Raw genomic sequence first — 23,731 nt, forward strand, 5'->3', positions numbered from 1 at the left:
GTCACATGCGCAAGACGACCTCTCTGCGGGCGGCCGCGGCCGCGTCCGCCGCTCTCCTTCTCGCCACCGCCTGCAACAGCCAGCGCGGGCAGGACGACAAGGACGCCGCAGCCGACGGCGCGTGCCGGGGCCAGCAGACCACCGGCATCACCGACAAGACCATCAAGCTGGGCGGAATCTACCCACTTTCGGGACCGGCCTCCGCGTACGGCACGATCAGCAAGGGCGTGAACGCGTACTTCAAGTACGTCAACGACCAGGGCGGGATCGACGGCCGCACGGTGGAGTTCGTCGTCCGCGACGACGGCTACCAGCCGCCCAAGGCGGTCGAGGAGGCCCGCAGGCTGGTCGAGCAGGAGAAGGTCTTCGCCGTGTTCCAGACCCTGGGCACCCCGTCCACGGCAGCCGTGTGGGACTACCTCAACAAGCGGAAGGTGCCGCAGCCCTTCGTCGCCACGGGCGCCTCCGTCTGGGGTACGGACGACAAGCACCCGTGGACCACCGGCTGGCAGCCCAACTACGTGTCCGAGGCACGGGTCTACGCCAAATACCTGAAGGAGGAGAAGCCGAACGCCAAGGTCGCCGTCCTTCACCAGAACGACGACTTCGGCAAGGATCTGCTCGGCGGGTTCAAGGCGGCCGTCGCCGGCAGCGGCATCAAGGTGGTGGCCGAGGAGAGCTACGAGGTCACCGACCCCTCCGTCTCGGCGCAGATGACAAGTCTCGCCCGGTCGAAGGCGGATGTGCTGCTCGACATCACCACGCCGAAGTTCGGCAGCCAGGCACTCGCCGCCGACGCCAAAAACACCAAGTGGAACCCGCTGCACATCGTCAACGCCGTGTCCGCGTCGACCACCGTGCTCAAACCCGTCGGACTCAAGAACGTGCAGGGCCTGGTCTCGGCGACCTACTTCAAGGACCCCGCCGACCCGCAGTGGGCCGACGACGCGGAGATGAAGACGTACAAGGACGCGCTGCGCAAGTACGCGCCCGACTCCGACCCGGCCAACCAGCTCAACGCCTATGGCTGGGCCGTCGCCTCCAGTCTGCACAAGGCCCTGGACGCGATGAAGTGCCCGACCAGGGAGGGGCTGCGGGACGCGGTGCGCGATCTGAAGGACGTGAAGGTGGACATGCTGCTGCCCGGTGTCACCCTCTCCACCGGGCCCGACGACGCCTTCCCGCTCGAGACGATGCAGCTGATGCGGTTCAAGGGCGAGCGGTGGCAGCTGTTCGGCAAGCCGGTGGACACCCGCAAGGAGTTCGGTTCTCCGGCGAACTGAGCCGACGGGGGCGGTCCGAGTCGATGCCCGACACCTGAGGACCGCCCCCGTCCCTTCCGCTCGGCCACGCGGGCGCCGGAGCGGCACCAAGTCGGAGGCATCGTCGGCCTGTTGGTTCCTCTAGAGTCGGCCCCATGACGGAGGCACCGGCCCAGGATCGCGGCGCGCGGTCCCGTGACGCGATACTGGACACCGCCGGCGACCTGATGGCGCGCCACGGCTACGCCGCCACGTCCATCTCGATGATCTCCGCCGCATGCGGTCTGCCGGTCAGTTCGATCTACTGGCACTTCCGCAGCAAGGACGGGATCTACGTCGCGGTGCTGGAGCGCGCCAGGACCGTGCTGCTGGCAGCCCTGCCTCCGGCCGAGGTGCCGGGCGCCGACGTCGAGCAGCGTCTGGACACCTTTCTCGCCGCGGTCGAGGAGGGGTTCCAGCGCCACCCGCGAGGTGTGAGGCTGCTGTTGGGGCTGGGCATGGTGCAGCAGGATGCCAGTGCGGCGGCCGTGGCCGAGCTGCGTCACTACCGCGACGCGCTGGTGGCCTGGGCCCGGGATTCGGTGAGGTCCGTCTTCGTACTGCCTGATCGCCCCGAGGTGGCTGACGAGTTGGCGCGCTTCACGCTGAGGATCGCGAGCGGAACCGCCGTGGCCCGTTGGCTCGAGCCGGACACCGTCCTGGAGACCGGACCGCTGCGCGTGGCGTTGTTGGCGCTGGCGACCCACCACGGCGTTCCGGTGCGGGGCGGCCCTGGCGAGGACGCCCCCTCGTGCGGCGTCACGACCAGGGAATGACGACCCGGTACCTGCTGTCCGGGACCGTTCGGGTGGATCGTGGGCCGTTCGACGCCGGCCCGTCGGGGATCCGCGACGGAGCCCGTACGCCGTCGATGGACACCTCGGGAGCGGTGGCCCCAGTCGTGTTGCCGCTGCCGGTGGTCCCGGGCGGGGCGAGTGCCGATGTCATGGCACGGCTCCTCGGGGAACGGGAGCGGGCTGCCAGAACGGGCAGTGGTGGTCGGCCGCGAAAGCGGTGGTCGGTCCGACCCGGTCCGGTGCCAGCACCTGGATGCGGTCCCCCTCGGTCGTGTAGCGCGGCCAGGGCGGAGTCCCGGGCGCGTTGGGGTCGCCGGTGGCCGCGAAGCGGGCCCAGTAGGCGGTCATCGTGGCGGACAGCCGCCGCTGGGCGGGTGTCAGGGGCGCCACCGCGTCCGTGGGGAAGAGATAGGCCAGTTCGGAGGCGTGGAAGGCGCCTTGCGGCGTGTGAGGTGCCGGGATGAACGGCGGTGCCTGGGCGTCGTGGAACTCGTAGGCGTGGACGGGCGCCCGGTTGCCGTACAGCCGGCTGTCGGCCCGTGCCGGGCAGGCGAACCGCTGGTCGGTGCCGACGGCGGAGTAGGCCAGGTTGGGGGACGGATACGCCGAGGCAGGGTACGTGTCCAGGACCGCGGCCGCGCGATTGCCGTGCTGGAGCCTGATGAGGGCGGTGTACGAGACGGGGGTCAGCGGGCCGCCGCCGAGCAGATCCACGTACAGCGCGGTGAAGTACCGGTATTCGTCATGGGTGTTGCCGCTCAGCGTCGGGACCGCGTTCACTCGTCCCTCGGCCCACGCCGTGCGCGGAGGGCGGGGGAGGAGACGGGGACCGGTGTTCGGGGCCCACAGGGAGGCGGCCCCTGTCCCGGTGGCGCGGATGAGCTGCGTGGTGGGCACGGCACGCAGGCAGCCCGCCGCGGTCGTCGGGTCGGTGCAGCCGACCGAGGTCGCGAAGTCGCTGCCCTTGCGCTCGGCCGCGTCGAGCGTGAGGGGTGTCAGACCGCCGTCCGCGGCGCAGGCTCCGCTCTGCTGGATCGCGCGGTGGAACAGTCCTTTCGCGGTCGGCGAGGCGATATGGAGGCAGGTGTCCGCCGATCCGGCGGACTGGCCGCCGAGTGTCACCCGGTTCCGGTCGCCGCCGAAGGCGTCGATGTTGCGCCGTACCCAGCGCAACGCGGCCTGCTGGTCCATCAGCCCGTAGTCGCCGGAGGCGTGGTCCGCGCTTTCGGCCGACAGGGCGGGGTGGGCCAGAAACCCCAGTGCTCCGAGGCGGTAGTTGACGGTGACCACGACCACACCCCGCGCGGCCAGCGCGGTGCCGTCGTAGTCGCTGCCCGCGCCGTATGCGTTGGCGCCGCCGTGCAGCCACACCAGCACCGGGAGAGGCCGGCCGCTGCTGCGGGCGGGCGTCCGGACATTGAGGTACAGGCAGTCCTCCACCGTGCTGCCGGTGCGGTTGGACTCGCCGGGCAGGACGGGGCCGCCGTCGGGGAGCAGCGTCAGCGGTAACTGGGGGCAGGGATGGGCCGGTGCGGTGGCGTCCCGTGTGCCGGACCACCGCGCGGCGGGTCGCGGCGGACGCCAGCGCAGCTCACCCTTCGGAGGGGCGGCGAACGGGATCCCCTGGAAGACCCGACCGCCGTCGCGGACGGCCGCGCCGCGCACCCAGCCCCGGTCCGTGCGTACGAGCAGGGAGCCGGAGCCGGAATGGGCGCGGGCGGTGAGCGGGGGAACGGTCAGTGTCAGGAGCAGGGCCGCGAAGGCGGCCAGGGCGCGGGCAGGAGTGTGGCGCAGGCGCGGGTCTCTCATCCATCGCTCCAGGTGCCGGTATGGAGGTGGGGGTCATTGCGTGTGCTCGTAGGCGCCGATGTCGCAGGCGGCGCCCTGGGGGCGTGCGACGCCGCGCTGGTCGGTGGCCGGGCAGTCGTCGGCCGCGTCCAGGGCGGGGCTGCCGGGCAGCAGCGCGACGGTGTCGGTCGGGCCGCCGTTGTTCGCGAGCGGTCCCATCAGCGGGGCGCGGCTGGGCAGGTCGCCGGCCGCGCTGAGTCGGCAACTGCCGTCGGCGTCGATGTTGTTGCCCTGCGACGCGATGGTGGCGAAGGCTTTTTTGCAGTCGGCGGGCGCGCCGTCGACGGTGTTGCCCGCGATGACCGAGTTGCGCAGCGTCACACGCCCCAGGGGCAGATCGATGATGTCGGGGATCGGCGGGGGCAGGCTGTCGAGGTAGGCGGGGGCGATGTTGATCCCGCCCCCGCCGTCGCTGGAACGGTTCCCGGTGATGGTCGAGTTGACGATCTCCACGGGCCCTCTCCCGCGGATGTCGATGCCGCCGCCGTAACCGGCGAGGCTGCCGGGGCGGTCGCCGGGATTCGTCACCCGGTTGTCCGCGATCGTCGAGTTGGTCACGGTGCCGGTGTCGTCGAACCTGATGCCTCCGGCCTCTCCCGCGACGTTCCCGCTGACGGTGCTCTCGATCAGATCGAGGTGGGAGTCCGGGACGTTGAAGATGCCGCCGCCGTAACCGGCGGAGTTCCCGGTCACGGTGACCCGTCGCAGCGTCATGTGATGTCCGTTGGCGATCGCGCCACCCCCGGTGCCGGTGATGGGCAGTTCGCGTTGCCTGGTCACTCCTCCGGTGATCGTCAGATCGGACAGCCGGCTGTCCGCCTGCATGCGGAAGGCCCGGTCCAGGTGGTTGGCGTCGATGACGGTGGTCCGTGCGTCGGCGCCCTCGATCGTGGTGGTTGCGGCGACGTTCAGATCGCCAGTGGTGGGGTCGGGGTGGTCGCCGATGATCAGCCGCGGGTCGGGCGGGACGGTCAGCCGGTAGTGGCCGGGTGGCAGCGTGATCGTACTGCCCGGCCGGGCGTTGGCGGCCATCACCGCGGCACGCAGGCTGCACGTGCCTGTGGCGGTGAGGCACCGGCCGTCCGACCCGTCGGCGTCGACCGCGTCGGACGTGGTGTCCACGGTGAACTCCGCCGGGTCGGCGGGCGGGGGAGCGGCGGCACGGGCGACGGGATGTGCCGCAGTGGCAAGGAGGACGGCGGCAGTTGCGGCCGTGACGGCCAAGGACTTCATGCGGTGAACCCCTCTCGGTGAGGAATCGGGGCGTACCAGGACTCGGCTGCTGCGAGGACTTCGTGCTGGTGAGCGATGCGCGGCTCGTACGGGGAACGGCGCCGGCGCGAACGGGGGGCGCGGCGCGAACGGGGGCGCCTTCTGGGTACCGCCCGCGGTCTGTAGCGAGCGTTCCATTCAGACTGTCCTGCGTCCACCGGCGGACGGCGGAATGGCCGAATGGGGACGTCGTGACCCCAGGGAGAAGAAGGCGCTCGAGCGCCATGGGTGTTGGCCGCGACGACAGGCCGAGGCGCTCGCGGCCTGCGCAGGTGTCGGCAGGTCACGCCGGGGCGGTGGCTGCCACAGGGGCGGGGAGCCGCACCGTCGATGGCATACTTCTGGTCCGATGAGCGAACCGACCGTGGCAGCCCGACGCCCCTCGACCAAGCGTGATGAACAGCGAGAGGCCTCCCGGCTCAGGCTCTTGAACTCGGCGGTGGAGATCCTCGCGGAGGAGGGCTACCGCGGGCTGACGGTGAAGAAGGTCGGCGACCGTGCCGGAGTCAGCCGAGGCATGGTCAACTACCACTTCACCTCGAAGGCCGGGCTTGTCGAAGCCGTGGTCGCCGACATCCGCGAGACGTTCATCGACGTGGTCCGGGCGCTGCCCGGATACGCGCGGATGAGCGGGCGCGAAGCCGTACTGGCCAAACTCGACCAGTTCTTCACCCGTCTGGCGGAGCCCGAGCCGGGGGTGCGGGCGCGTGCGTTGCTGGTGCTGCTCGTCGAGGCGGTCGGCGGCGCCGACGGGGTGAAGGGCTTGATGGCCGAGCATCTCAGCCTCGTGCGGACCGGCGTCGAGGAGGACATCCGGCGGGGGATCGCGGATGGAAGCATCCGCCCGGACCTGGATGCGGTCGCTCAGGCGTTTCTGGTGGAGAGCATCGCTCGCGGTGTGCTCCTGCAGTATCAACTGGACTCCGCACGAACCCGCCTGGCGGACATCGCACGGGCTGCCCACGAGACGCTGGTGCTCGGACTCACGTCGACGCGGGGTGACGACTGAGCTCCGGGTCGCCCGGGGACCCGCCGCTCCCGCTTCCGGCCGCGGCCGACCGGGCACCGGGGTGCCGCGCGTCATACGGCGCTGAGCCCGCCGTCCACCACCAGACTCTGGCCCGTGATGTAAGCGGCGCGGTCCGAGAGCAGAAACGTGACGGCCTCCGCGACCTCCCAGGCGGTGCCCTGGCGGCCCAGGGGAATGCGCTCGAACGACGCTGTCCGGGACGCTCGCCCGGCCGATGCCTGCCGTCCCATGGGTGTGTCGATCAAGCCGGGGACGACCAGGTTGGCGCGGATCCGGCGAGCCCCTCCCTCCTTGGCGACATGGCGGGTGAGCCCGAACAGGCCGGCCTTGGAACTGTCGTAGGCCGGCGAGTTCGTGGCGGCGCGCAGTCCTGCGACGGACCCGATGAAGACGACGGCGCCTCCGTCGGCCATCGCCGGAAGGCCGTGCTTGGCGGCCAGAAAGGGTGCGCGCAGATTCAGGGCGAGCACCTGGTCCCAGTCCTCGGGTGACGAGCCCTCCAGCCCGGTGCCGAGACCCACCCCCACGTTGACCACGAGCCCATCCAGTCCACCCAGTTCGCGGACCGCTTCGGCGACCATGGCGGCCGATTGCTCCGCCTGCGTGGCGTCACCCACCACGGTGAGGCTCGACGTCCCCTCGAGGCCGACCAGTTCGGCGGTCGCGGCGGCGGCCGGGGCGGCCACGTCGGCGCAGGCCACGTCGGCGCCCTCCCGGGCGGCGAGGACGGCGATCGCCCGGCCGTTGCCGACGGGTGCCAGCGGGTCGTCGTCGGGGCGGGTGCCCGCGCCGACCACCAGTACTTTGCGGCCGGCCAGGCGACGGGCCGCCCGCTCGAGGTCACCCATGGTCCCGGGCCCCTTCCGGAAAGCCCGTGCCGGCGAAACCGGGGTCCAGTTCCACACCGGTGGCGTTCAGGAAGAAGGCCACCATGTGGTACTGCCCCACCAGCATGACGATCTCGATCAGCTCGGCGTCGTCGAAGTGCCGGGCCAGAGCTTCCCAGGTGGCGTCGGACACCAGTGCATCGCTGTTCAGCTCGTCCGCGGCCCGGGTCAGGTGCCTCTCGAGGTCCGTCCAGCCGGGCGCTTCCGGTCCCTCGGTGATGCGGTCGAGGTCCGCATCCGTGACACCCGCGGCTCTGGCGAGGGGGAGGTGGCGTCCCCACTCGTACCCGGCGCCGGTATTGCAGGCGGTGCGCAGGATGAGCAGCTCGCGGAGCCTGTCCGGCAGTCGGCCCCCGCGGAGCAACTGGCTTCCGAACGGCATGAACTGCTCGTAGAGGTCGGGATGGCGCACGAGCGTGGTGAAGATGTTCGGGATACGGCCCCCAGGGTCGCGGGCGGCGGTGGCCAGCAGCTTTCGGGCCCTTGTGTCCCACTGCTGTTCGGGGAGCGGCGACAGCCGCTGACGGGCCTGCCGGGCTGGTTCGTGGCGCTGTGACATGCGACCTCCAACGTCCGAGGGGGCACACCCTAGGAGGCTGGCTGAACGCTTAGCAAGTGAATCACCCGATGGAAACCGGCATTGTTCGCTCCGAACGGTGTTCGGTTTCTCGGACTATGGGTACCGTGAGAGCCGGAGTCACGGCGCTGCGAAGGGCGGAGCGCGGAGCGACGCGGGGGTGGAGAAATGGCCAGACCGACCAAACCGATCCTCAGCAGGACGCGCATCTGCGCCGCGGCGCTGACCATCGTGGACCGTGACGGGCTCGACGAGTTGTCGATGCGCAAACTCGCGCGGGAACTCGGCGTTCAGGTCTCCTCGCTCTACGAGCACGTCAAGACCAAGGACGACGTCCTCCACGAAGTCGCCAACACCATCATGGAGGGCGTGGACGTCTCCGGCTTCGAGGCCGGCGACTGGCGGCACGGGGTGGCGTCCTGGGCCCGGTCCTACCGCGCGGCCCTCGCCGCCCACCCCCACATCGTGCCGTTCCTCGCCTACGGTCCGGCCCGCCGCGAGGCCTCGCTGCGACGTGCCGACGCCGTGCACGGCGGCCTGGTCGGGGCCGGGTGGTCCCCGCGCTACGCCACGATGATCGGAGCCTCGGCCAAGTACCTGGTCATCGGATCGGCGATGGCCTCCTTCGCCCGTGGGTTCGAGGACGACGTGCAGGTCTACGTCGAACGGTATGCGTACCTGGCGGATGCCCACCGCCTGCGCGACCACGCCGACACCATTGACCGGGACAGCTTCGAACTGGCCCTGGAAATGTTCCTCGACGGCCTCGGCCGCCTGCATGAGCGCGTCGTGTCCACCGAGGACCGGGGGCGGATTCCTCGTTCGAACGTGTGATGCACGCATCCCGCGCGCCTGCTTCGGCCCGGTGCCTTCCGGTGCACCGACTTGCCGCCGACGTCTTGTCCCGCGCCGTGGTCCACCCTAAGCTCCCCGAACCGAACGGTGTTCGGTTAATGCGGTGGGTGACTTCGGCGCTGACGCGGCCTGACGCCATCGCTTGAGGTGAGGAGCTGATGTCGTGTACGGGTCCCACGAGCCGCCCTTCGGGTTCCAAGAGCCGCCCCCCGGGGTGCATGAGCCGCGCAGGAGAATGCCGGCTCACGTCGGCGTAGTTCCCGGGGAACGAGGTGCCACGCCCGAGGTGATGCACGCCCTCGCGGAGCTGCGCGCCGCGCGTCGTTCCAGGATCTTCCCCGTCGCCACCGCCGTGCTCGGCCTCTACCTGCTCAACGCCCTCCTGGCGAGCACGGCGCGGGACGTGATGGCCATCAGACTCGTCGGTCATGTGAATCTCGGGCTGGGGCTGGCGCTGCTGCAGTGCGGCACCACCCTGGCGGTCTGCCGGTGGTACGCGCGCTATGCGCGCACCACCCTGGATCCGCTGGTCGCGAGGGTCCGCGCGGAGCTCGGGTTGCGAGGGGAGGAGCGTTGAACACCGCCTCAGTGCTCGCTCAGGGAAACCGCACCGGATTCGTCATCACCGTCTTCGCCGTCTTCGTCGTCGGTGTCGTGCTCATCTCCCTCCTGGACGCCTCGGAGACGGACACGCCCCGCCGCTTCTTCGTCAGCGGTCGCCGGCTGTCCTCCTCCCGCAACGGCATCGCCCTGTTCGGCGACTTCATCTCCGCCGCGACACTGCTGGGCACCCCCGGCCTGATCGCCCTGGCCGGGTTCGACGGCATCCCCTATCTGCTGGGCCCCATCGTGGCCTGGGCGGTGATCCTGCTGCTGATCGCCGAGCCGTTTCACAACACCGGCCGTTATACGGTCGGCGACGTGCTCGCGCACCGTCTGCGCCCGCGCCCCGTCCACATGGCCCTGGGGCTCGCCACGTTGGTGATCTCCCTGTTCTATCTGACGGCCCAGCTGGTGGGGGCCGGTTCCCTCGCCGCCCCGTTGCTCGGCATCTCGGGAGTCGTCGCCCAGAACTTCCTGATGCTGTTCCTCGGCGTCCTGATGATCATCTACGTGGCCATCAGCGGAATGCACGGCGCGACGCTGGTGCAGTGCTTCAAAGCCGCGTTCCTGCTGGTCGCCAGTGCGTTCCTGGCCCTGCTCGTGCTGGCGAGGTTCGGCTGGAACCCCAGTGGCCTGCTCGGGGCCGCGGCCGCCCGCAGCGGTGTCGGCGAGCACTTCCTGGCGCCCGGAGCACGGTCCCAGGGCGGCGCCGCCGACACGCTGGACGCGCTGAGCCTGCAACTGGGAGCGGTACTCGGAGCCGCAGGCCTTCCGCACCTCCTGCTGCGCATGGGCGCCGTGCCCACCGCGCGAGCGGCACGGAGATCCGTCCAGTGGACGGCCGTGCTGACGTGCGTCTTCTGTGTGACGGCCGGAGTACTGGGGTTCGGCGCAGCGGCCGTGGTCGGCCCGCAAGAGGTCATGGGCGGGAACTCCTCGGGCAACACGGCCACACTGCTGCTGAGCGACTCCCTCGGCGGGTCGGTGCTGCTCACCGTGATGGCCTGTGTGGCGTTCGCGACCATCCTGGCCGTCGTGGCGGGCGTCGCCCTCGCCGCGGCGACCTCGATGGCGCACGACATCTATGGCGTGGTGATCAGGAAGGGCCGCGCCACCGAGTCCCAGGAGGTGCTCGTCGCCCGCGTTTCGGTGGTGCTGATCGGCTCCGCGGCGACGGCCCTCGCCCTGTGGGCCTCGCGCATCAACGTGTCCTTCGCCGCCGGACTGGCCTTCTCGGTCGCCGCCTCGGCCGTCCTCCCCGCGCTGCTGTACGGCCTCTACTGGCGGGGCTTCACCACCACCGGAGCCGTGTGGAGCATCTACGGGGGCTTGATCTGCTCGGTGTTCCTGGCCGCGTTCTCTCCCGCAGTGTCCGGAACCCCGACGGCCTTGTTTCCCGACGCGGACTTCGCCGTGTTCCCGCTGAAGTATCCGAGCATCGTCTCCATCCCGCTGGCTTTCGTCCTCGGATGGCTCGGCTCCGTGCTGAGCAGGCAGCGCCCCCACCCGGCCGCCCGGTCCTCCTTCGAACGCCGCGTGCTCGTGGGCGGGGACGCCTCGTGAACCGCGGTGCGGCACGCAGACGTCGTCCGGGAGGTCAGGAGGTGGACAGCGGCTGTTCGGCCCAGATGGTCTTTCCGTCGCGGTCGTAGCGGGTGCCCCACCGTGCGGACAGCTGTGCCACCAGGAACAGGCCACGGCCGCCCTCGTCGGTGGTGCGGGCCTGGCGCAGGTGGGGGGAGGTGCTGCTGGCGTCGGAGACCTCGCAGATGAGATGGCTGTCCCGGATCAGTCGCAGGAGCACCGGGCCGCCGGCGTACCGGTATGCGTTGGTCACCAGTTCGCTCACGATCAGTTCGGTGGTGAAGGCGACTTCCTCGAGCCCCCACTCGGTCAGCCGGTCCGTCACCAGCGCCCGGGCCCGGCCGGCGGCCGTGGGCTCGGTCGGCAGCTCCCATGTGGCGACCTTCTCCGCCGCCAGCACCCGGGTGCGGCCCAGCAGCAGGGTGACGTCATCGGCGGGCCGGTCGGGCAGCATCGCGTCCTCGACCGCCTTGCACGTCTCCTCCAGAGAGCGGGGCGGGCCGGCCAGTACGGTGCGCAGCAGTGCCAGGCCTTCGTCGATGTCGCGGTCGTCGGCCAGGAGCAGCCCATCGCTGTACAGGGCGAGCAGTGTGCCCTCGTCCAGTTCGAGGTCGGCGGATTCGAAGGGCAGCCCGCCGACGCCCAGTGGTGGTCCGGCGGGGACGTCGATCGGGCGCACCCGGCCGTCCGGCCCCAGCACGGCCGGCGGCGGGTGGCCCGCGCGGGCCATGGCACAGTGCCGCGAGATCGGATCGTAGATCGCGTACAGGCAGGTGGCACCGATGATCGGGGCGTGCCCGTCGGCCTGCTGCTGTTCGGTGGCCAGATGGTCCACCAGGTCGTCGAGCCGGGCGAGGACCTCGTCCGGGGCCAGGTCGAGATGGGCCAGGGTGTGCACGGCGGCGCGCAGCCGTCCCATGGTCGCCGAGGCGTGCATGCCGTGGCCGACCACGTCGCCGACGACGAGTGCGACGCGCAGCCCCGACAGCGGGATGACGTCGAACCAGTCGCCGCCGACACCGGTGGAGGCACGAGCGGGCAGGTAGCGCCGCGCGGTCGCGACCGCCGGGTGATCGGGTACCTCGCCCGGCAGCAGGCTGCGCTGGAGAGCCACGGCCGCCTGGTGCTGCTGTGTGTAGCGGCGGGCGTTGTCGATGCAGACAGCGGCCCGGGCGGCGAACTCCTCCGCCAGGGTGAGGTCGTCCTCCTCGAACGGCTCGGGCCGCTGCGACCGCCAGAAACAGACCAGCCCGAGGACGACACCGCGCGCGGCCAGCGGCACCACCATCAGCGAGTGGACACCCGGCGCGAGCATCCTCTCTGGCCGTTCCCGGTCGGCGGAGAACCAGCCGGGACCGACCTCCAGGACGGGCTGCAGGACGGAACGCCGCTGGGCAAGGCACTCTCCCGGCCCGGTCTCCTCGGGGAAGGAGAAAAGATGGTCCACCGGGTACATCACCTGCAAGGCCTCGGGCCGGACGCTGCGGACCGCCATCCTGCGCAGCGGCCCCACGGCGTCGGGGGCGGGCTCCTCCCCGCGGGTCACGGGTTCCAGCAGATCCACCGAGAGGGCGTCGGCCAGCGCGGGAACCGCCGCCTCGGCCAGCTCACGTGCCGTCCTGGCCACATCCAGGGTGCTGCCGATCCTGGCGCCGGCCTCGTTGAGCAGCGCCAGGCGCCGACGGGCCCGGTGGCGGTCGGTGACGTCCTCGACGATCTCGGTGACGCCGAGCACCCGGCCCGAGGGGTCCTGCATCCGGAAGGCGGAGATGGAGACGATCAGCTCCTTCCGAGGGTCCCGCAGCAGTCGGCAGGGCTGCTCGGCGAAGATCAAGGGCTGGCCCGTCTCCAGGACCCGGCGCAGCCGTTCCTCGACCAGGTCCGCGTCCGGACCGAGCAGGAAGTCGGTGGTGCGCAGCCCGCGGTAGGCCTCGGCCGGCAGCCCGCCGAACCAGGCGATCGCCCGGTTCACCCGCAGCAGACGCAGATCCGGGCCGAGGACCGCGACACCGACGGGGGACCGGCGGAAGAAGCCGTCCAGCACGGCCCGGTCGACCTCCCACTGGACGACATCCTCGGCGAGCGAGCCGACGAGCAGCCACTCGGTGGTGGAGTCCAGCCGTTGCACCCTCCGGGCGCGGAACCCCACGTACACGCGGTGGCCCGCGCGGTGGCGGACCGGGAGCAGCCCGTACCAGCCGTGGTCCCGCAGGCACGCGGCGATCGCCTCGGCGACCAGGGCCTCGTCCCTGCTGTCCACCAGCACTTCGCGTATCGGCCGGCCCAGCACCTCGTCGGCCCGATGCCCGAGGAGCCTCGTGGCCTGTTCGCTCCAGGCGACGACCCGTCCGCGGTCGTCCAGGACGGCGGACGCCGACTGGTGGATCGAGAACGGGTCCTCCGGACTCTCGCTGAGCGTCGTCAGGGTTGTGTCGTTCATCGCCCCATCAACCTCGCACCTTTCGAGGGCCCGTCGTGGTGGGACCCGGGGGGCGGGCGCTCCTGTCCGTCCCGCATGCCTGGGGCTGCAGCGGCTCATTCCCAGTATCGGCTGTGCGGGCGCTGCGCGCTCCGTCACCGACGGCCCGGCCCGACTGCCCGCACGGGACCAGCGCATCAGGTCAAGCGTCCCGGACTATTGACTCGGAACGCGTCACTGGCGATCCTCGTCGCATATCTTGCGCCGGTCATGACAACTCCATGGGCATTCGAGGTGCCCTGGACGACCGTGCCTTCCCGCCGACCGAGGGACGTGGGCAGTGACCATGACCGGACGCCTGTACCGCAGACGCAGGGACGTCACCGTCGTCTCGCTGCTCCTTCTCGTGCTGGCCACCGTCCTCGGCCCCACGCCGAGTTCGGCCGCCGCAGCCGAGTGGTGGATCCCGACCGCCCGCCCCACCCCGGACTCGCAGATCAACGTGACCGGTGAGCCGTTCACCGGTACGAACTCCGCCGGCGAGGTGCGCGGGTTCGTCGACGCGCACAACCACCTGATGTCCAACGAGGCCTTCGGCGGGCGGCTGATCTGCGGCAAGACGTTCTCCGAGGCCGGCGTGGCAGACGCGCTCAAGGACTGTCCCGAGCACTACCCCGACGGCACGCTCGCGATCTTCGACTACATCACCCACGGCGGTGACGGCAAGCACGACCCGGTCGGCTGGCCGACGTTCAGGGACTGGCCGGCGTACGACTCGATGACGCATCAGGCCAACTACTACGCCTGGGTCGAGCGCGCCTGGCGAGGCGGGCAGCGCGTGCTGGTCAACGACCTCGTCACCAACGGCATGATCTGCTCGGTCTACTTCTTCAAGGACCGCGGCTGCGACGAGATGACGTCGATCCGGCTGCAGGCGAAGCTGACGTACGACCTCCAGGCCTACATCGACACGATGTACGGCGGCACCGGCAAGGGCTGGTTCCGGATCGTCACCGACAGCGCACAGGCCCGTGAGGTCATCAAGCAGGGCAAGCTGGCCGTCGTCCTGGGTGTCGAGACGTCCGAGCCGTTCGGCTGCAAGCAGATCCTGGACATCGCGCAGTGCAGCAAGGCCGACATCGACGCCGGGCTCGACGAGCTGTACGCGCTGGGTGTGCGCAGCATGTTCCTGTGTCACAAGTTCGACAACGCGCTGTGCGGCGTCCGCTTCGACGAGGGTGGCCTCGGAACGGCCATCAACGTAGGCCAGTTCCTGTCGACCGGCACCTTCTGGCAGACCGAGAAGTGCACCGGCCCTCAGCACGACAACCCCATCGGCACCGCCGCGTCCGAGGCGGAGGAGGAGCTGCCGGCGGGCGTGGAGGTTCCCTCGTACGACGAGAACGCGCAGTGCAATGTCCGCGGGCTCACCGAACTCGGTGAGTACGCCGTGCACGGCATGATGAAGCGCAAGATGATGCTGGAGATCGACCACATGAGCGTCAAGGCCACGGGCCGGGTGCTCGACATCTTCGAGGCCGCCTCGTACCCCGGCGTGCTCTCCTCACACAGCTGGATGGACCTGAACTGGACCGAGCGGGTCTACTCCCTCGGCGGTTTCGTCGCCCAGTACATGCACGGCTCGGAGGGGTTCGCCGCCGAGGCGAAGCGCACGGACGCACTGCGCGACAAGTACGGCGTGGGTTACGGCTACGGCACCGACTTCAACGGCATCGGCGACCACCCGGCCCCGCGCGGCGCGGACGCGGCGAACAAGGTGACGTACCCCTTCAGGAGCGTCGACGGCGGTTCCGTCATCGACAAGCAGACGACCGGCGAGCGCACCTGGGACTTCAACACCGACGGTGCAGCCCACGTCGGTATGATCCCGGACTGGGTCGAGGACATCCGGCTCGTCGGCGGCCAGGACGTGGTGGACGACCTCTTCCGCGGCGCCGAGTCCTACCTCGGCACCTGGGGAGCGGCCGAGCAGCACCGGGCCGGAGTCAACCTCGCCAAAGGCGCCGCGGCCACGGCCAGTTCCTCGGAGTGGAGCCTGTTCACGAGCTACGCGCCCGGCCGGGCCGTCGACGGCACCCGCGACACCCGCTGGGCCAGCGACTGGAGCGACGACCAGTGGCTGCGCATCGACCTGGGCTCCACGAACCTGGTCAAGCGTGTCACCCTCGACTGGGAGCGCGCGTACGGGAAGGCGTACCGCATCGACCTCTCCACCGACGGCGTGACCTGGAAGACGGCCTGGTCGACCACCTCCGGCGACGGGGGCCTGGACACGGCCCTGTTCACCGGCACACCGGCCCGCTACGTCCGCGTCCAGGGACTTGACCGGGGCACCGACTGGGGATACTCGCTCTACGAGGTGGGAGTCCACGGCAGCTGACCTGGGGCCCGGAGCACGAAGGACACGCGGATGACACGGATGCCGTCGGCCGAACGGCGCCGGCAGCTGACGGAAGCGGCGATCAGGGCGATGACCCGGGACGGCGTCGCCAGGACGACGACCCGGTCCATCGCCGCCGAGGCGGGCGTGTCCCTGAGCGTCTTCCACTACTGCTTCGACTCCAAGCAGGAGTTGATCGAGTCCGTCATCACGACCATCACCGAGCACTACGTGACCGTGGTGAAGGAGGCCCTACGGCCGAAGGCCACGCTCGAGGAGACGGTCCGGGCAGGCTTCCAGGCGTACTGGGACCACGTCCGCGCCCACCCCGACGAGCACATGCTCACCTACGAACTGACGCAGTACGCCCTGCGCCAGCCGGGTTTCGAGCATCTCGCGCGACGGCAGTACGAGCTGTACGGCGAGACGTACGCCGACCTCGTCGAGCAACTGCGCCGGACCATGAACTTCCGGCTCCGTGTGCCGGTCCCCGCACTGGCCCGCTACCTGGCCGCCATGACCGACGGACTGACGCTCAACTACCTCGTGCTCGGTGACGAGGGGGCCTGGAGCGACATCCTCGACACGGTCACCGCCCACATCGCCGGCCTGGTACAGGACGACGCCGCTCCCGTCTCGTCCGGACGGGACCGCGGGCCATGACGACCATCGCGGTGACCGGGCACCTGGACCTGACCGCCGAGACCTCCGCACTGGTCCGGGCCGCCCTGGACGAACTGCTCGAGCGGTACGCCGGCGACGGTGAGCTCGTCGGGGTGTCCTGCCTCGCCCGTGGCGCCGACTGCCTGTTCGCCGAGGCCGTCCTCGACGCGGGTGGGCGGCTGGCGGTCGTCGTCCCCTCCCGGGACTATCGACGGAGCGTGGTGGGCCCCGAGCACGCCCCCGTGTTCGACCACCTGGTCGCGGCCGCCGAGGACGTCCTCGTCCTCCCGGTCGAGACCGCCGACCGGGAGGCCTACGAGGCCGCCAACACCGTCCTCGTCGAACGCGCCGACCTGCTCGTGGCCGTATGGGACGGCACTGCGCCCAGCGGCAGGGGAGGCGGCACGGCCGACACGGTCCTGCAGGCACGGGCGGCGGGCATCCCCGTCGACGTGGTGTGGCCGGACGGGGCTGCCCGCGCTGGGTGAGGGACCGGGCGGTGCGCCGGGATCAGACGGCGGGGGACGGGTAGGTCGGGTACTCCACCCCGGAGACGTGCTGAACGACGCGGATGACCTGGCAGGAGTAGCCGAACTCGTTGTCGTACCAGAGGTAGAGGATCGCGTTGTCGCCCTCGACCTTCAGGGCTCCGGCGTCGACGATCGAGGCGTGCCGCGAGCCGATGAAGTCGCTGGAGACCGCGTCGGGCGCCGTGGTGAAGTCGATCTGGCGCTTCAGCGGGGAGGTCAGCGAGATGTTGCGGAGGTGGTCGAGGACCTCCTCGCGGTCCGTCTCGCGCGCGAGCTGCAGGTTGAGGATCGCGATCGAGACGTCCGGCACCGGGACGCGGATCGAGCTGCCGGTGATCTTCGCCTTGAGGTCGGGCAGCGCCTTGGCGACGGCGGAGGCGGCACCGGTCTCGGTGATGACCATGTTCAGCGGCGCCGAGCGGCCGCGGCGGTCGGCCTTGTGGTGGTTGTCCAGCAGGTTCTGGTCGTTGGTGAACGAGTGGACCGTCTCCACGTGTCCGCGCAGGACGCCGTACTCGTCCGCCATCGCCTTCAGCGGCGGAACGATCGCGTTGGTGGTGCAGGACGCGCAGGACAGGATCTGCTCGTCCGGCTTGATCGTGTCGTGGTTGACGCCGTGCACGATGTTGGGCACGTCGCCCTTGCCGGGGGCGGTCAGGACGACCTTGTCGATGCCGGGACGCAGATGCTTCGACAGGCCCTCGCGGTCACGCCACTTGCCGGTGTTGTCGATGAGGATGGCGTCCTTGATGCCGTACGCCGTGTAGTCCACCGACGTCGGGTCGTCGGCGTAGATCACCTTGATCGCGTTGCCGTTGGCGATGATCGTGCTGTTGGCCTCGTCGACGGTGATCGTGCCCTGGAACTGGCCGTGGATGGAGTCACGGCGCAGCAGCGACGCACGCTTCACGATGTCCTGATCGCCGCCGCCGCGCACGACGATCGCGCGCAGCCGCAGGCCGTTGCCGGAGCCGGACTTCTCGATCAGCAGGCGGGCGACCAGGCGGCCGATGCGGCCGAAACCGTAGAGGACGACGTCGCGTCCCTCACGCCGCTCGATCTTGTTGGCGCCCGTGGCGCCGGCGACGGCCTCGGCGGTGAACTCGGCCACCGTGAGACCGCGGTCGTCGGCCTTGTACGTCGCCGCGAGCATGCCGATGTCGATCTGGGAGGGGCCGAGATCCAGCGTGGTGAGCGCCTGCAGGAACGGCAGTGTCTCGGTGACCGAGAGCTCCTCGCCCGCGATCTGCCGGGCGAACCGGTGGGTTTTCAGAATGCTGACCACCGACTTGTTCACCAGGGAGCGGCTGTGGAGCAGGACCGTGACGTCCCGCTCCCGGTGCAGCTTCCCGATCATCGGGATCATCGACTCCGCGATCTCCTCGCGGTTCTTCCAGTTGGTGAACGAGTCCTCGTTGAGAGTCACAGGCCTATCTTTCGAGCTAGGTGGCGCTCATATGCTAAACGCCCCCCATTTTGATCGATCACAGGGGGGCCGGTCGAGAGGGTCTTGCCCGGTCCGGGAAAACACGCCACACTGGTACCGAACGAATGGTCGGTTGGGAAGCTGGTATCGATGACCACGACACACTCCGCCGGGGCGGTCGACGAGGAGCTCCAGGAGCACTTCGACGCGACGATCGCCAGGGATCAGCGGATCGAGCCGCGTGACTGGATGCCGGACGGCTATCGCCGGACGCTGATCCGGCAGATCGCGCAGCACGCCCACTCGGAGATCATCGGGATGCAGCCCGAGGGGGAGTGGATCACCAAGGCCCCGTCGCTGCGCCGCAAGGCCATCCTGTTCGCCAAGGTGCAGGACGAGGCCGGGCACGGGCTCTACCTGTACTCGGCGGCCGAGACACTCGGCGCCGACCGTGCCGACCTCACACAGCGGCTGATCGAGGGCCGCCAGAAGTACTCGTCGATCTTCAACTACCCGACGCGGAGCTTCGCCGACGTCGGAGTGATCGGCTGGTTCGTGGACGGCGCGGCCATCTGCAACCAGGTGCCGCTGTGCCGCAGTTCGTACGGGCCGTACGCGCGCTCGATGGTACGGATCTGCAAGGAGGAGTCGTTCCACCAGCGGCAGGGCTACGAGCTGCTGATGACGATGATGCGTGGCACCGACGCCCAGCGGGAGATGGTCCAGGACGCCGTGAACCGCTGGTGGTGGCCGTCGCTGATGATGTTCGGCCCGCCGGACGACAACTCGCCCAACTCCGCGCAGTCAATGGCCTGGAAGATCAAGCGGCACAGCAACGACGAGCTGCGCCAGCGGTTCGTCGACATGACGGTGCCGCAGGCCGAGAAGCTCGGCGTCACCCTGCCCGACCCCGAACTGCGCTGGAACGAGGAGCGCGGTCACCACGACTTCGGCACCCCGGACTGGGAGGAGTTGATGCGCGTCATCAAGGGTGACGGCCCGTGCAACGCCGAGCGGATGGAGCGGCGCCGCTCCGCCCACGACGACGGTGCCTGGGTGCGGGAGGCGGCCACCGCCCACGCGGCCAAGCTGAACGAGCGAGCCCGGAAGGGGACGGCGGCATGACCGGGACCAGCAAGGGCGACTGGCCGCTGTACGAGGTGTTCGTGCGGGGCAAGCGCGGCCTGAACCACGTCCACGTCGGCTCGCTGCACGCCGCCGACGACCGGATGGCGCTCACCCACGCGCGCGACCTGTACACACGGCGCAACGAAGGCGTGAGCATCTGGGTGGTGCGCTCGGAGCACATCGCCGCTTCCACGCGCGACGAGAAGGACCCGTTCTTCGCCCCCAGCGCCGACAAGGTCTACCGGCACCCGACCTTCTACGACATCCCCGACGACGTCCCCCACATCTAGGAGCAGGGCATGAGTGACGACCACGTCTACATGACCCTCGCCGAGGGACACGAGGACGACGCCCGCTGGGCCTACGGCACCGGCTTCGAGGACCCCCTGCACGGTGTGGACACGTCCGTGCCGGAGGGCGTCGACGCCGGGCGACTGGCCGCGGACTGCGTGGCCCTCGCCGACGACGCCCTGGTCTGCGCCCAGCGGCTGGCCGAGTGGATCACCCGCGCTCCCGAACTGGAGGAGGAGGTGGCCCTGGCCAACATCGGTCTCGACCTGCTCGGCCAGGCCCGCCTGCTGTACGCGCGCGCCGGCCAGGTCGACGGCACCGGGCGCGACGAGGACGCGTACGCCTACTTCCGGGACGCCGGCGACTTCCGCAACGTACGCCTGGCCGAACTGCCGGGCGGGGACTTCGCGTTCTCGATCGTGCGGTTGCTGGTGCTGTCCAGCTGGCGCCTCGCCCACTTCGAACGGCTCATGTCCCACCCGGATCCGGTTCTCGCGGCGGTCGCGGCCAAGGGTGTCAAGGAGCTGACGTACCACCGGCAGTACGCGGCCGACTGGGCCGTGCGCCTCGGCGACGGCACGGAGGAGTCGCAGCGGCGAATGCGCAAGGCCCTGGAACAAGTCGGGCCGTATCTGGGCGAGTTGTTCACGGCCTGCGACGTACGGGACGACGTCGTCGCCGTCCTTCGCCAGGTCACCGAGGCGGCCGGACTGCCCATGCCGGGGTACCGGCCGCTGCCCGGGGCCGGCCGCGAGCGCCGGCACACCGAGCATCTCGCGCCGCTGCTGGAGGAGTTGCAGAGCGTGGCCCGGGCCCACCCGGAGGCGACATGGTGACGACCCTGCTGGATTCGCGGCGCGCCCGGCACGTCGCCGAGCAGGTGCCGGACCCCGAGCTGCCCATGCTCACCCTCGCCGACCTCGGAGTCCTGCGCGGCGTCGAGGTGACCGGGGACGGAACCGTGGTCGCGAGTCTGACGCCGACCTACTCGGGCTGCCCGGCCATGGCCGAGATGCGCGCGGACGTCGCCGCACGGCTGCGAGCCGCGGGGTACGCGCGTGTGGAGATCCGTACGGTCCTCGATCCGCCCTGGACCAGCGACTGGATCACTGCGGCCGGCCGCCGCAAGCTCGCCGAGCACGGCATCGCCCCGCCCGGTGCCGCACCCCGGCGCACCACCGGTCCCGTCCCGCTCACGCTGTCGACCACCCGGCGCTCGGTGCCCTGCCCCCGCTGCGGTTCGCCGGACACCGAGGAGACCTCACGCTTCGCCGCCACGTCCTGCAAGGCGCTGTGGCGCTGCCTCGCCTGCCGCGAGCCGTTCGAGTACGTCAAGGAGATCTGAATGGAAGGCCTGAGAGAAGAACCGACGGCCACCGCGGTACGTCCGCGCGCCCGCCGCCGTCCGGCCTTCCACGCGCTGCGGGTCGCCGCCGTCCAGCCGCTGTGCGAGGACGCGGTGGCCGTCAGTTTCGACATCCCCGCCGAACTGGCCGAGGAGTTCGCCTTCGCGCCGGGCCAGTCGCTCACGCTGCGGCGGGAGGTCGACGGCCGTGACGAGCGCCGCTCGTACTCGATCTGCTCGCCCGCCGGTACCGTGCCGCGCATCGGCGTACGCGTGGTGCCGGGCGGCCTGTTCTCGTCCTGGCTGGTGGGTGACGTACGCCCCGGCGACACCGTTGAAGTGATGGGCCCCACCGGCGCCTTCACCCCCGACATCGGGACACCTGCCCACCATGTGCTGATCGCCGCGGGCTCCGGCATCACCCCCATGGTGTCCATCGCCGAGTCCGTCCTGGCCGCCGACGACCGCTCGACCGTCACCCTCTTCTACGGCAACCGCCGCACCGGCACCGTGATGTTCGCCGACGAACTGGCGGACCTGAAGGACCTCTACCCGACCCGCTTCCACCTCGCCCATGTGCTCTCCCGCGAACCCCGCGAGGCCGAAGTGCTCTCCGGGCGCCTGGACGCCGAGCGGCTCTCGGCGCTCATCGATTCGCTGGTCGACGTGCAGACGGCGGACCACTGGTGGCTGTGCGGCCCGCACGGCATGGTGCGGGACGCTCAGGACGTACTCAAAGGCCTTGGGGTGCCGGCAGAACGCGTTCACCAGGAGCTGTTCTACGCCGACGACGAGCCCGTACGGGAAGTGCACCACAAGGACGCCGCCGCCGAGGGGCCCGTCAGCCAGGTCACCATCACCCTCGACGGCCGCTCCACCACCTCCACCCTCCCCAGGGAGCGGTCCATCCTCGACGGCGCCCAGAAGACCCGCCCCGACCTGCCGTTCGCCTGCAAGGGCGGCGTTTGCGGCACCTGCCGGGCCCTGGTCACCGACGGCAAGGCCGACATGCGGCGCAACTTCGCCCTCGAACCCGCCGAGGTCGACGCCGGTTATGTCCTCACCTGCCAGTCGTACCCGGTCTCCGACTCCCTGACCGTCGACTTCGACAGCTGAGTCGCGACGAGCGAGCGGGCCCTGCCTCTGCGGGGCCCGCGAGGTGCGGCCGGTCTGTTCACCGTCATCGACATGCAGCATGTCTTCGCCGAGCCCGACAGCCCGTGGGGCCGAACCGCCGGCCCGCCGGGTCGGCTGCGCCCGGCTGGGCCTGCCCTCGGACCACATCGCGCCGATTCCCTGACGGGCGCCACGCATGGTCCGCCGCCGATCGGGTACGCGAGGGAGACCGCACCCGGGAGCGATCTTGGCCCGGGCGGCTCGCACGTCCGTCGCTACCAGGGGATCTGCCATGGAGACACCCGCCAACGACCACAGCTCCACACCGGCTGAGCTGGCGCTGGACGCGCTGGCCGTGAACACGGAGGACACGGCGGCGCTGGACACACTCGCGAGCAGCGATGTGCTCGTCCCCGTGCCCGACGACGCCGATCCGGAGGACGCCACCGATCCGTCCGCGGTGGCGCTGCCCGTCCTCGAGCAACAGGGCGGCGATCCGGTGGTGCCGGTGTTCACCTCGGAGCCCGCGATGGCCGAGCTGCTGCCGTTCGTCTCGCGGTACCGCCTGGTGCCGCTGGGCGCGCTCGCCGCGCAGTGGCCGGCCGGCGACCTGGCGCTCGCCATCGACGCCGGCTCGTCCCACCCCCTCACGCTCACCTCCGAGGGAGTACGGACCCTGCTGGCCCGACCTCAGGGCTGAAGGAGGCCGGGGACCCTCCGCGGTCCCCCGGCACCGATCCTGCCGGCTACTCGCCCAGCATCCGCTCCAGCACCTGCCGCTGCAGCGGCAGCACCGCCGCATGCAGCTCGCGGCCCTTGGATGTCAGGGCGACCCACACCCCGCGCCGGTCCTCCACGCACACGGAGCGCTCCACCAGGCCGTCCTTCTCGAGCCGGCCGATGAGGCGGGAGAGGGCGCTCTGGCTGAGATGCACCCGTCCGGCGAGGTTCTGCACCCGGCACTGGTCGCCCTCACGGGGCGACTCGGCGGCGAGGATGTCGAGGACCTCGAAGTCGCTCGCGCCCAGGCCGTGCGGATGCAGCGCGCGGTCTATCTCGCACATCGTGCGCGCGTGCACCGACAGGATGTCCCGCCAACGTTCCTCGAGGCCGGCGCCGGCCGTCTCCGCTGCCATACCCGCACGGTAACACCGATCCGGCCAATTATTGACTATGCAACTAGTGCGGGTGCAAGCAATCCGGTCCCTCAGGCGGACTGGTCCTGGATCACCCCGATCAGATTGCCGTCGAGGTCCTTCACCAACGCGATCAGCCTTCCGCCGCCGACGTCCTGCACGTCCTGCAACAGCTCGGCGCCCGCGTCCAGCAGGGCCTGCAGCCGGGCCCGGATGTCCTCGACGTGCCAGTAGGGGACCGGACCGGTCATCCCCTTGGCGTGCCCGTTCGGGTCGAGGCCCACGTCCTGGCCGGAGTCCTTGAAACCGACGTAGTACGACTCGTCCGCATAGGGCTCGGCATCCAGCAGGGTGCTGAACACGGCCTTCGCACGGGCGAGGTCCTTGACGGGGTAGATGATCGTCCTGAGGCCGGCAGTCATGGCGTGCTCCTTGGTGAAACCCGGTCCGACGCGGCGCGTCGGCGGCGCACCGACGGATGTCGTCGGTGGTTTCACGCTAGGCCGGGGGAGGCGCGCACGG

The 23,731-nt window shown here is 70.5% G+C and carries 24 protein-coding genes; 15 read left to right on the top strand and 9 right to left on the bottom strand.

Translation table 11 applies throughout. From position 1 onward, the window contains the following. Positions 1-5: 5 nt before the first annotated feature. Positions 6-1,283 (top strand): ABC transporter substrate-binding protein, encoded by a 1,278-nt coding sequence (locus tag ABZO29_RS40415; RefSeq protein WP_367325167.1) that lies wholly within the window; start codon positions 6-8, stop codon positions 1,281-1,283. A gap of 134 nt (positions 1,284-1,417) precedes the next feature. After that, a complete protein-coding gene (locus ABZO29_RS40420) occupies positions 1,418-2,077 on the top strand; it encodes a TetR/AcrR family transcriptional regulator (RefSeq protein WP_367325168.1) in 660 nt (219 codons plus the stop codon). On the opposite strand, the gene ABZO29_RS40425 is transcribed toward ABZO29_RS40420, so the two are convergent. Genes ABZO29_RS40425 through ABZO29_RS40435 form a run of 3 tightly spaced genes read right to left on the bottom strand, consistent with a single transcriptional unit; the run spans position 2,061 to position 5,179 of the window. Then, positions 2,061-2,249, bottom strand: coding sequence for a hypothetical protein (locus ABZO29_RS40425; RefSeq protein WP_367325169.1), 189 nt, complete (start codon positions 2,247-2,249; stop codon positions 2,061-2,063). The genes ABZO29_RS40420 and ABZO29_RS40425 overlap by 17 nt on opposite strands. Next, a complete protein-coding gene (locus ABZO29_RS40430; RefSeq protein ID WP_367325170.1) occupies positions 2,246-3,907 on the bottom strand; it encodes a carboxylesterase/lipase family protein in 1,662 nt (553 codons plus the stop codon). Before ABZO29_RS40430 ends, ABZO29_RS40425 begins: the two co-directional genes overlap by 4 nt. A 33-nt stretch (positions 3,908-3,940) precedes the next feature. Continuing rightward, positions 3,941-5,179 (bottom strand): choice-of-anchor Q domain-containing protein, encoded by a 1,239-nt coding sequence (locus ABZO29_RS40435; RefSeq protein ID WP_367325171.1) that lies wholly within the window; start codon positions 5,177-5,179, stop codon positions 3,941-3,943. 388 nt (positions 5,180-5,567) lie between these two features. Here ABZO29_RS40435 and ABZO29_RS40440 point away from each other — a divergent pair, with 388 nt between their 5' ends. Continuing rightward, positions 5,568-6,227 (top strand): TetR/AcrR family transcriptional regulator, encoded by a 660-nt coding sequence (locus tag ABZO29_RS40440; RefSeq protein ID WP_367325172.1) that lies wholly within the window; start codon positions 5,568-5,570, stop codon positions 6,225-6,227. A 71-nt stretch (positions 6,228-6,298) separates the two neighbouring features. Here the strand turns inward: ABZO29_RS40440 and ABZO29_RS40445 are convergent, their stop codons facing one another. Together ABZO29_RS40445 and ABZO29_RS40450 are read right to left on the bottom strand one after the other, a co-directional pair. Then, a complete protein-coding gene (locus ABZO29_RS40445; protein WP_367325173.1) occupies positions 6,299-7,096 on the bottom strand; it encodes an SDR family NAD(P)-dependent oxidoreductase in 798 nt (265 codons plus the stop codon). Next, complete coding sequence (locus tag ABZO29_RS40450) at positions 7,089-7,694, bottom strand: carboxymuconolactone decarboxylase family protein (RefSeq protein ID WP_367325174.1); 606 nt, start codon at positions 7,692-7,694, stop codon at positions 7,089-7,091. Before ABZO29_RS40450 ends, ABZO29_RS40445 begins: the two co-directional genes overlap by 8 nt. A gap of 186 nt (positions 7,695-7,880) precedes the next feature. Here ABZO29_RS40450 and ABZO29_RS40455 point away from each other — a divergent pair, with 186 nt between their 5' ends. From ABZO29_RS40455 to ABZO29_RS40465, 3 genes are all read left to right on the top strand, one after another. After that, positions 7,881-8,546, top strand: coding sequence for a TetR/AcrR family transcriptional regulator (locus tag ABZO29_RS40455; protein ID WP_367325175.1), 666 nt, complete (start codon positions 7,881-7,883; stop codon positions 8,544-8,546). Positions 8,547-8,856: 310 nt separating this feature from the next. Further along, complete coding sequence (locus tag ABZO29_RS40460) at positions 8,857-9,144, top strand: DUF485 domain-containing protein (protein WP_367325176.1); 288 nt, start codon at positions 8,857-8,859, stop codon at positions 9,142-9,144. Beyond that, complete coding sequence (locus tag ABZO29_RS40465; RefSeq protein WP_367325177.1) at positions 9,141-10,733, top strand: cation acetate symporter; 1,593 nt, start codon at positions 9,141-9,143, stop codon at positions 10,731-10,733. The genes ABZO29_RS40460 and ABZO29_RS40465 overlap by 4 nt, the downstream gene beginning before the upstream one ends. Before the next feature lie 34 nt (positions 10,734-10,767). Here the strand turns inward: ABZO29_RS40465 and ABZO29_RS40470 are convergent, their stop codons facing one another. Beyond that, the gene (locus ABZO29_RS40470; RefSeq protein WP_367325178.1) at positions 10,768-13,194 is read right to left on the bottom strand and encodes a SpoIIE family protein phosphatase; all 2,427 of its coding nucleotides are present in this window, start codon (positions 13,192-13,194) and stop codon (positions 10,768-10,770) included. Positions 13,195-13,519: 325 nt separating this feature from the next. On the opposite strand from ABZO29_RS40470, the gene ABZO29_RS40475 reads away from it, so the two are divergent. The 3 genes from ABZO29_RS40475 to ABZO29_RS40485 are packed head-to-tail and all read left to right on the top strand — an operon-like array spanning position 13,520 to position 16,725. Next, positions 13,520-15,574, top strand: coding sequence for a discoidin domain-containing protein (locus tag ABZO29_RS40475; RefSeq protein ID WP_367325179.1), 2,055 nt, complete (start codon positions 13,520-13,522; stop codon positions 15,572-15,574). 30 nt (positions 15,575-15,604) lie between these two features. Beyond that, a complete protein-coding gene (locus tag ABZO29_RS40480) occupies positions 15,605-16,237 on the top strand; it encodes a TetR/AcrR family transcriptional regulator (RefSeq protein ID WP_367325180.1) in 633 nt (210 codons plus the stop codon). After that, positions 16,234-16,725 (top strand): hypothetical protein, encoded by a 492-nt coding sequence (locus ABZO29_RS40485; RefSeq protein ID WP_367325181.1) that lies wholly within the window; start codon positions 16,234-16,236, stop codon positions 16,723-16,725. Before ABZO29_RS40480 ends, ABZO29_RS40485 begins: the two co-directional genes overlap by 4 nt. A 22-nt stretch (positions 16,726-16,747) precedes the next feature. Here ABZO29_RS40485 and ABZO29_RS40490 read toward each other — a convergent pair whose 3' ends face one another. Further along, entirely contained in the window at positions 16,748-18,193 is a 1,446-nt protein-coding gene (locus tag ABZO29_RS40490; RefSeq protein ID WP_367325182.1) for a glyceraldehyde-3-phosphate dehydrogenase, read from the bottom strand. Between the two features lie 150 nt (positions 18,194-18,343). On the opposite strand from ABZO29_RS40490, the gene paaA reads away from it, so the two are divergent. From paaA to ABZO29_RS40520, 6 genes are all read left to right on the top strand, one after another. Continuing rightward, positions 18,344-19,318, top strand: a complete 975-nt coding sequence (gene paaA / locus ABZO29_RS40495; protein WP_367325183.1) for a 1,2-phenylacetyl-CoA epoxidase subunit PaaA — start codon at positions 18,344-18,346, stop codon at positions 19,316-19,318. Beyond that, complete coding sequence (paaB, locus tag ABZO29_RS40500; protein WP_367325184.1) at positions 19,315-19,611, top strand: 1,2-phenylacetyl-CoA epoxidase subunit PaaB; 297 nt, start codon at positions 19,315-19,317, stop codon at positions 19,609-19,611. The genes paaA and paaB overlap by 4 nt, the downstream gene beginning before the upstream one ends. Positions 19,612-19,620: 9 nt before the next feature. Then, entirely contained in the window at positions 19,621-20,448 is an 828-nt protein-coding gene (paaC, locus tag ABZO29_RS40505; protein ID WP_367325185.1) for a 1,2-phenylacetyl-CoA epoxidase subunit PaaC, read from the top strand. Further along, positions 20,442-20,957, top strand: coding sequence for a 1,2-phenylacetyl-CoA epoxidase subunit PaaD (gene paaD, locus ABZO29_RS40510; protein WP_367325186.1), 516 nt, complete (start codon positions 20,442-20,444; stop codon positions 20,955-20,957). The genes paaC and paaD overlap by 7 nt, the downstream gene beginning before the upstream one ends. Then, positions 20,958-22,073 carry a 1,2-phenylacetyl-CoA epoxidase subunit PaaE gene (paaE, locus tag ABZO29_RS40515; RefSeq protein ID WP_367325187.1) on the top strand — a complete coding sequence of 372 codons (1,116 nt, stop codon included), beginning with the start codon at positions 20,958-20,960 and terminating at the stop codon, positions 22,071-22,073. 292 nt (positions 22,074-22,365) lie between these two features. Next, complete coding sequence (locus ABZO29_RS40520) at positions 22,366-22,773, top strand: SseB family protein (RefSeq protein ID WP_367325188.1); 408 nt, start codon at positions 22,366-22,368, stop codon at positions 22,771-22,773. A gap of 46 nt (positions 22,774-22,819) precedes the next feature. Here the strand turns inward: ABZO29_RS40520 and ABZO29_RS40525 are convergent, their stop codons facing one another. Further along, positions 22,820-23,209, bottom strand: coding sequence for a MarR family winged helix-turn-helix transcriptional regulator (locus tag ABZO29_RS40525; protein ID WP_367325189.1), 390 nt, complete (start codon positions 23,207-23,209; stop codon positions 22,820-22,822). 71 nt (positions 23,210-23,280) lie between these two features. Then, positions 23,281-23,631, bottom strand: a complete 351-nt coding sequence (locus tag ABZO29_RS40530) for a VOC family protein (RefSeq protein ID WP_367325190.1) — start codon at positions 23,629-23,631, stop codon at positions 23,281-23,283. Between the last annotated feature and the right edge of the window lie 100 nt (positions 23,632-23,731).

The sequence above is a fragment of the Streptomyces sp. HUAS ZL42 genome (assembly GCF_040782645.1).
Lineage (GTDB): Bacteria > Actinomycetota > Actinomycetes > Streptomycetales > Streptomycetaceae > Streptomyces.

Coding starts and splice junctions, on each gene's coding strand:
- ABZO29_RS40415 (WP_367325167.1), top strand. CDS start 6: ATGCGCAAGACGACCTCTCTGCGGGCGGCCGCGGCCGCGTCCGCCGCT.
- ABZO29_RS40420 (WP_367325168.1), top strand. CDS start 1,418: ATGACGGAGGCACCGGCCCAGGATCGCGGCGCGCGGTCCCGTGACGCG.
- ABZO29_RS40425 (WP_367325169.1), bottom strand. CDS start 2,249: ATGACATCGGCACTCGCCCCGCCCGGGACCACCGGCAGCGGCAACACG.
- ABZO29_RS40430 (WP_367325170.1), bottom strand. CDS start 3,907: ATGAGAGACCCGCGCCTGCGCCACACTCCTGCCCGCGCCCTGGCCGCC.
- ABZO29_RS40435 (WP_367325171.1), bottom strand. CDS start 5,179: ATGAAGTCCTTGGCCGTCACGGCCGCAACTGCCGCCGTCCTCCTTGCC.
- ABZO29_RS40440 (WP_367325172.1), top strand. CDS start 5,568: ATGAGCGAACCGACCGTGGCAGCCCGACGCCCCTCGACCAAGCGTGAT.
- ABZO29_RS40445 (WP_367325173.1), bottom strand. CDS start 7,096: ATGGGTGACCTCGAGCGGGCGGCCCGTCGCCTGGCCGGCCGCAAAGTA.
- ABZO29_RS40450 (WP_367325174.1), bottom strand. CDS start 7,694: ATGTCACAGCGCCACGAACCAGCCCGGCAGGCCCGTCAGCGGCTGTCG.
- ABZO29_RS40455 (WP_367325175.1), top strand. CDS start 7,881: ATGGCCAGACCGACCAAACCGATCCTCAGCAGGACGCGCATCTGCGCC.
- ABZO29_RS40460 (WP_367325176.1), top strand. CDS start 8,857: ATGCACGCCCTCGCGGAGCTGCGCGCCGCGCGTCGTTCCAGGATCTTC.
- ABZO29_RS40470 (WP_367325178.1), bottom strand. CDS start 13,194: ATGAACGACACAACCCTGACGACGCTCAGCGAGAGTCCGGAGGACCCG.
- ABZO29_RS40475 (WP_367325179.1), top strand. CDS start 13,520: ATGACCGGACGCCTGTACCGCAGACGCAGGGACGTCACCGTCGTCTCG.
- ABZO29_RS40480 (WP_367325180.1), top strand. CDS start 15,605: ATGACACGGATGCCGTCGGCCGAACGGCGCCGGCAGCTGACGGAAGCG.
- ABZO29_RS40485 (WP_367325181.1), top strand. CDS start 16,234: ATGACGACCATCGCGGTGACCGGGCACCTGGACCTGACCGCCGAGACC.
- paaA (WP_367325183.1), top strand. CDS start 18,344: ATGACCACGACACACTCCGCCGGGGCGGTCGACGAGGAGCTCCAGGAG.
- paaB (WP_367325184.1), top strand. CDS start 19,315: ATGACCGGGACCAGCAAGGGCGACTGGCCGCTGTACGAGGTGTTCGTG.
- paaC (WP_367325185.1), top strand. CDS start 19,621: ATGAGTGACGACCACGTCTACATGACCCTCGCCGAGGGACACGAGGAC.
- paaD (WP_367325186.1), top strand. CDS start 20,442: ATGGTGACGACCCTGCTGGATTCGCGGCGCGCCCGGCACGTCGCCGAG.
- paaE (WP_367325187.1), top strand. CDS start 20,958: ATGGAAGGCCTGAGAGAAGAACCGACGGCCACCGCGGTACGTCCGCGC.
- ABZO29_RS40520 (WP_367325188.1), top strand. CDS start 22,366: ATGGAGACACCCGCCAACGACCACAGCTCCACACCGGCTGAGCTGGCG.
- ABZO29_RS40525 (WP_367325189.1), bottom strand. CDS start 23,209: ATGGCAGCGGAGACGGCCGGCGCCGGCCTCGAGGAACGTTGGCGGGAC.
- ABZO29_RS40530 (WP_367325190.1), bottom strand. CDS start 23,631: ATGACTGCCGGCCTCAGGACGATCATCTACCCCGTCAAGGACCTCGCC.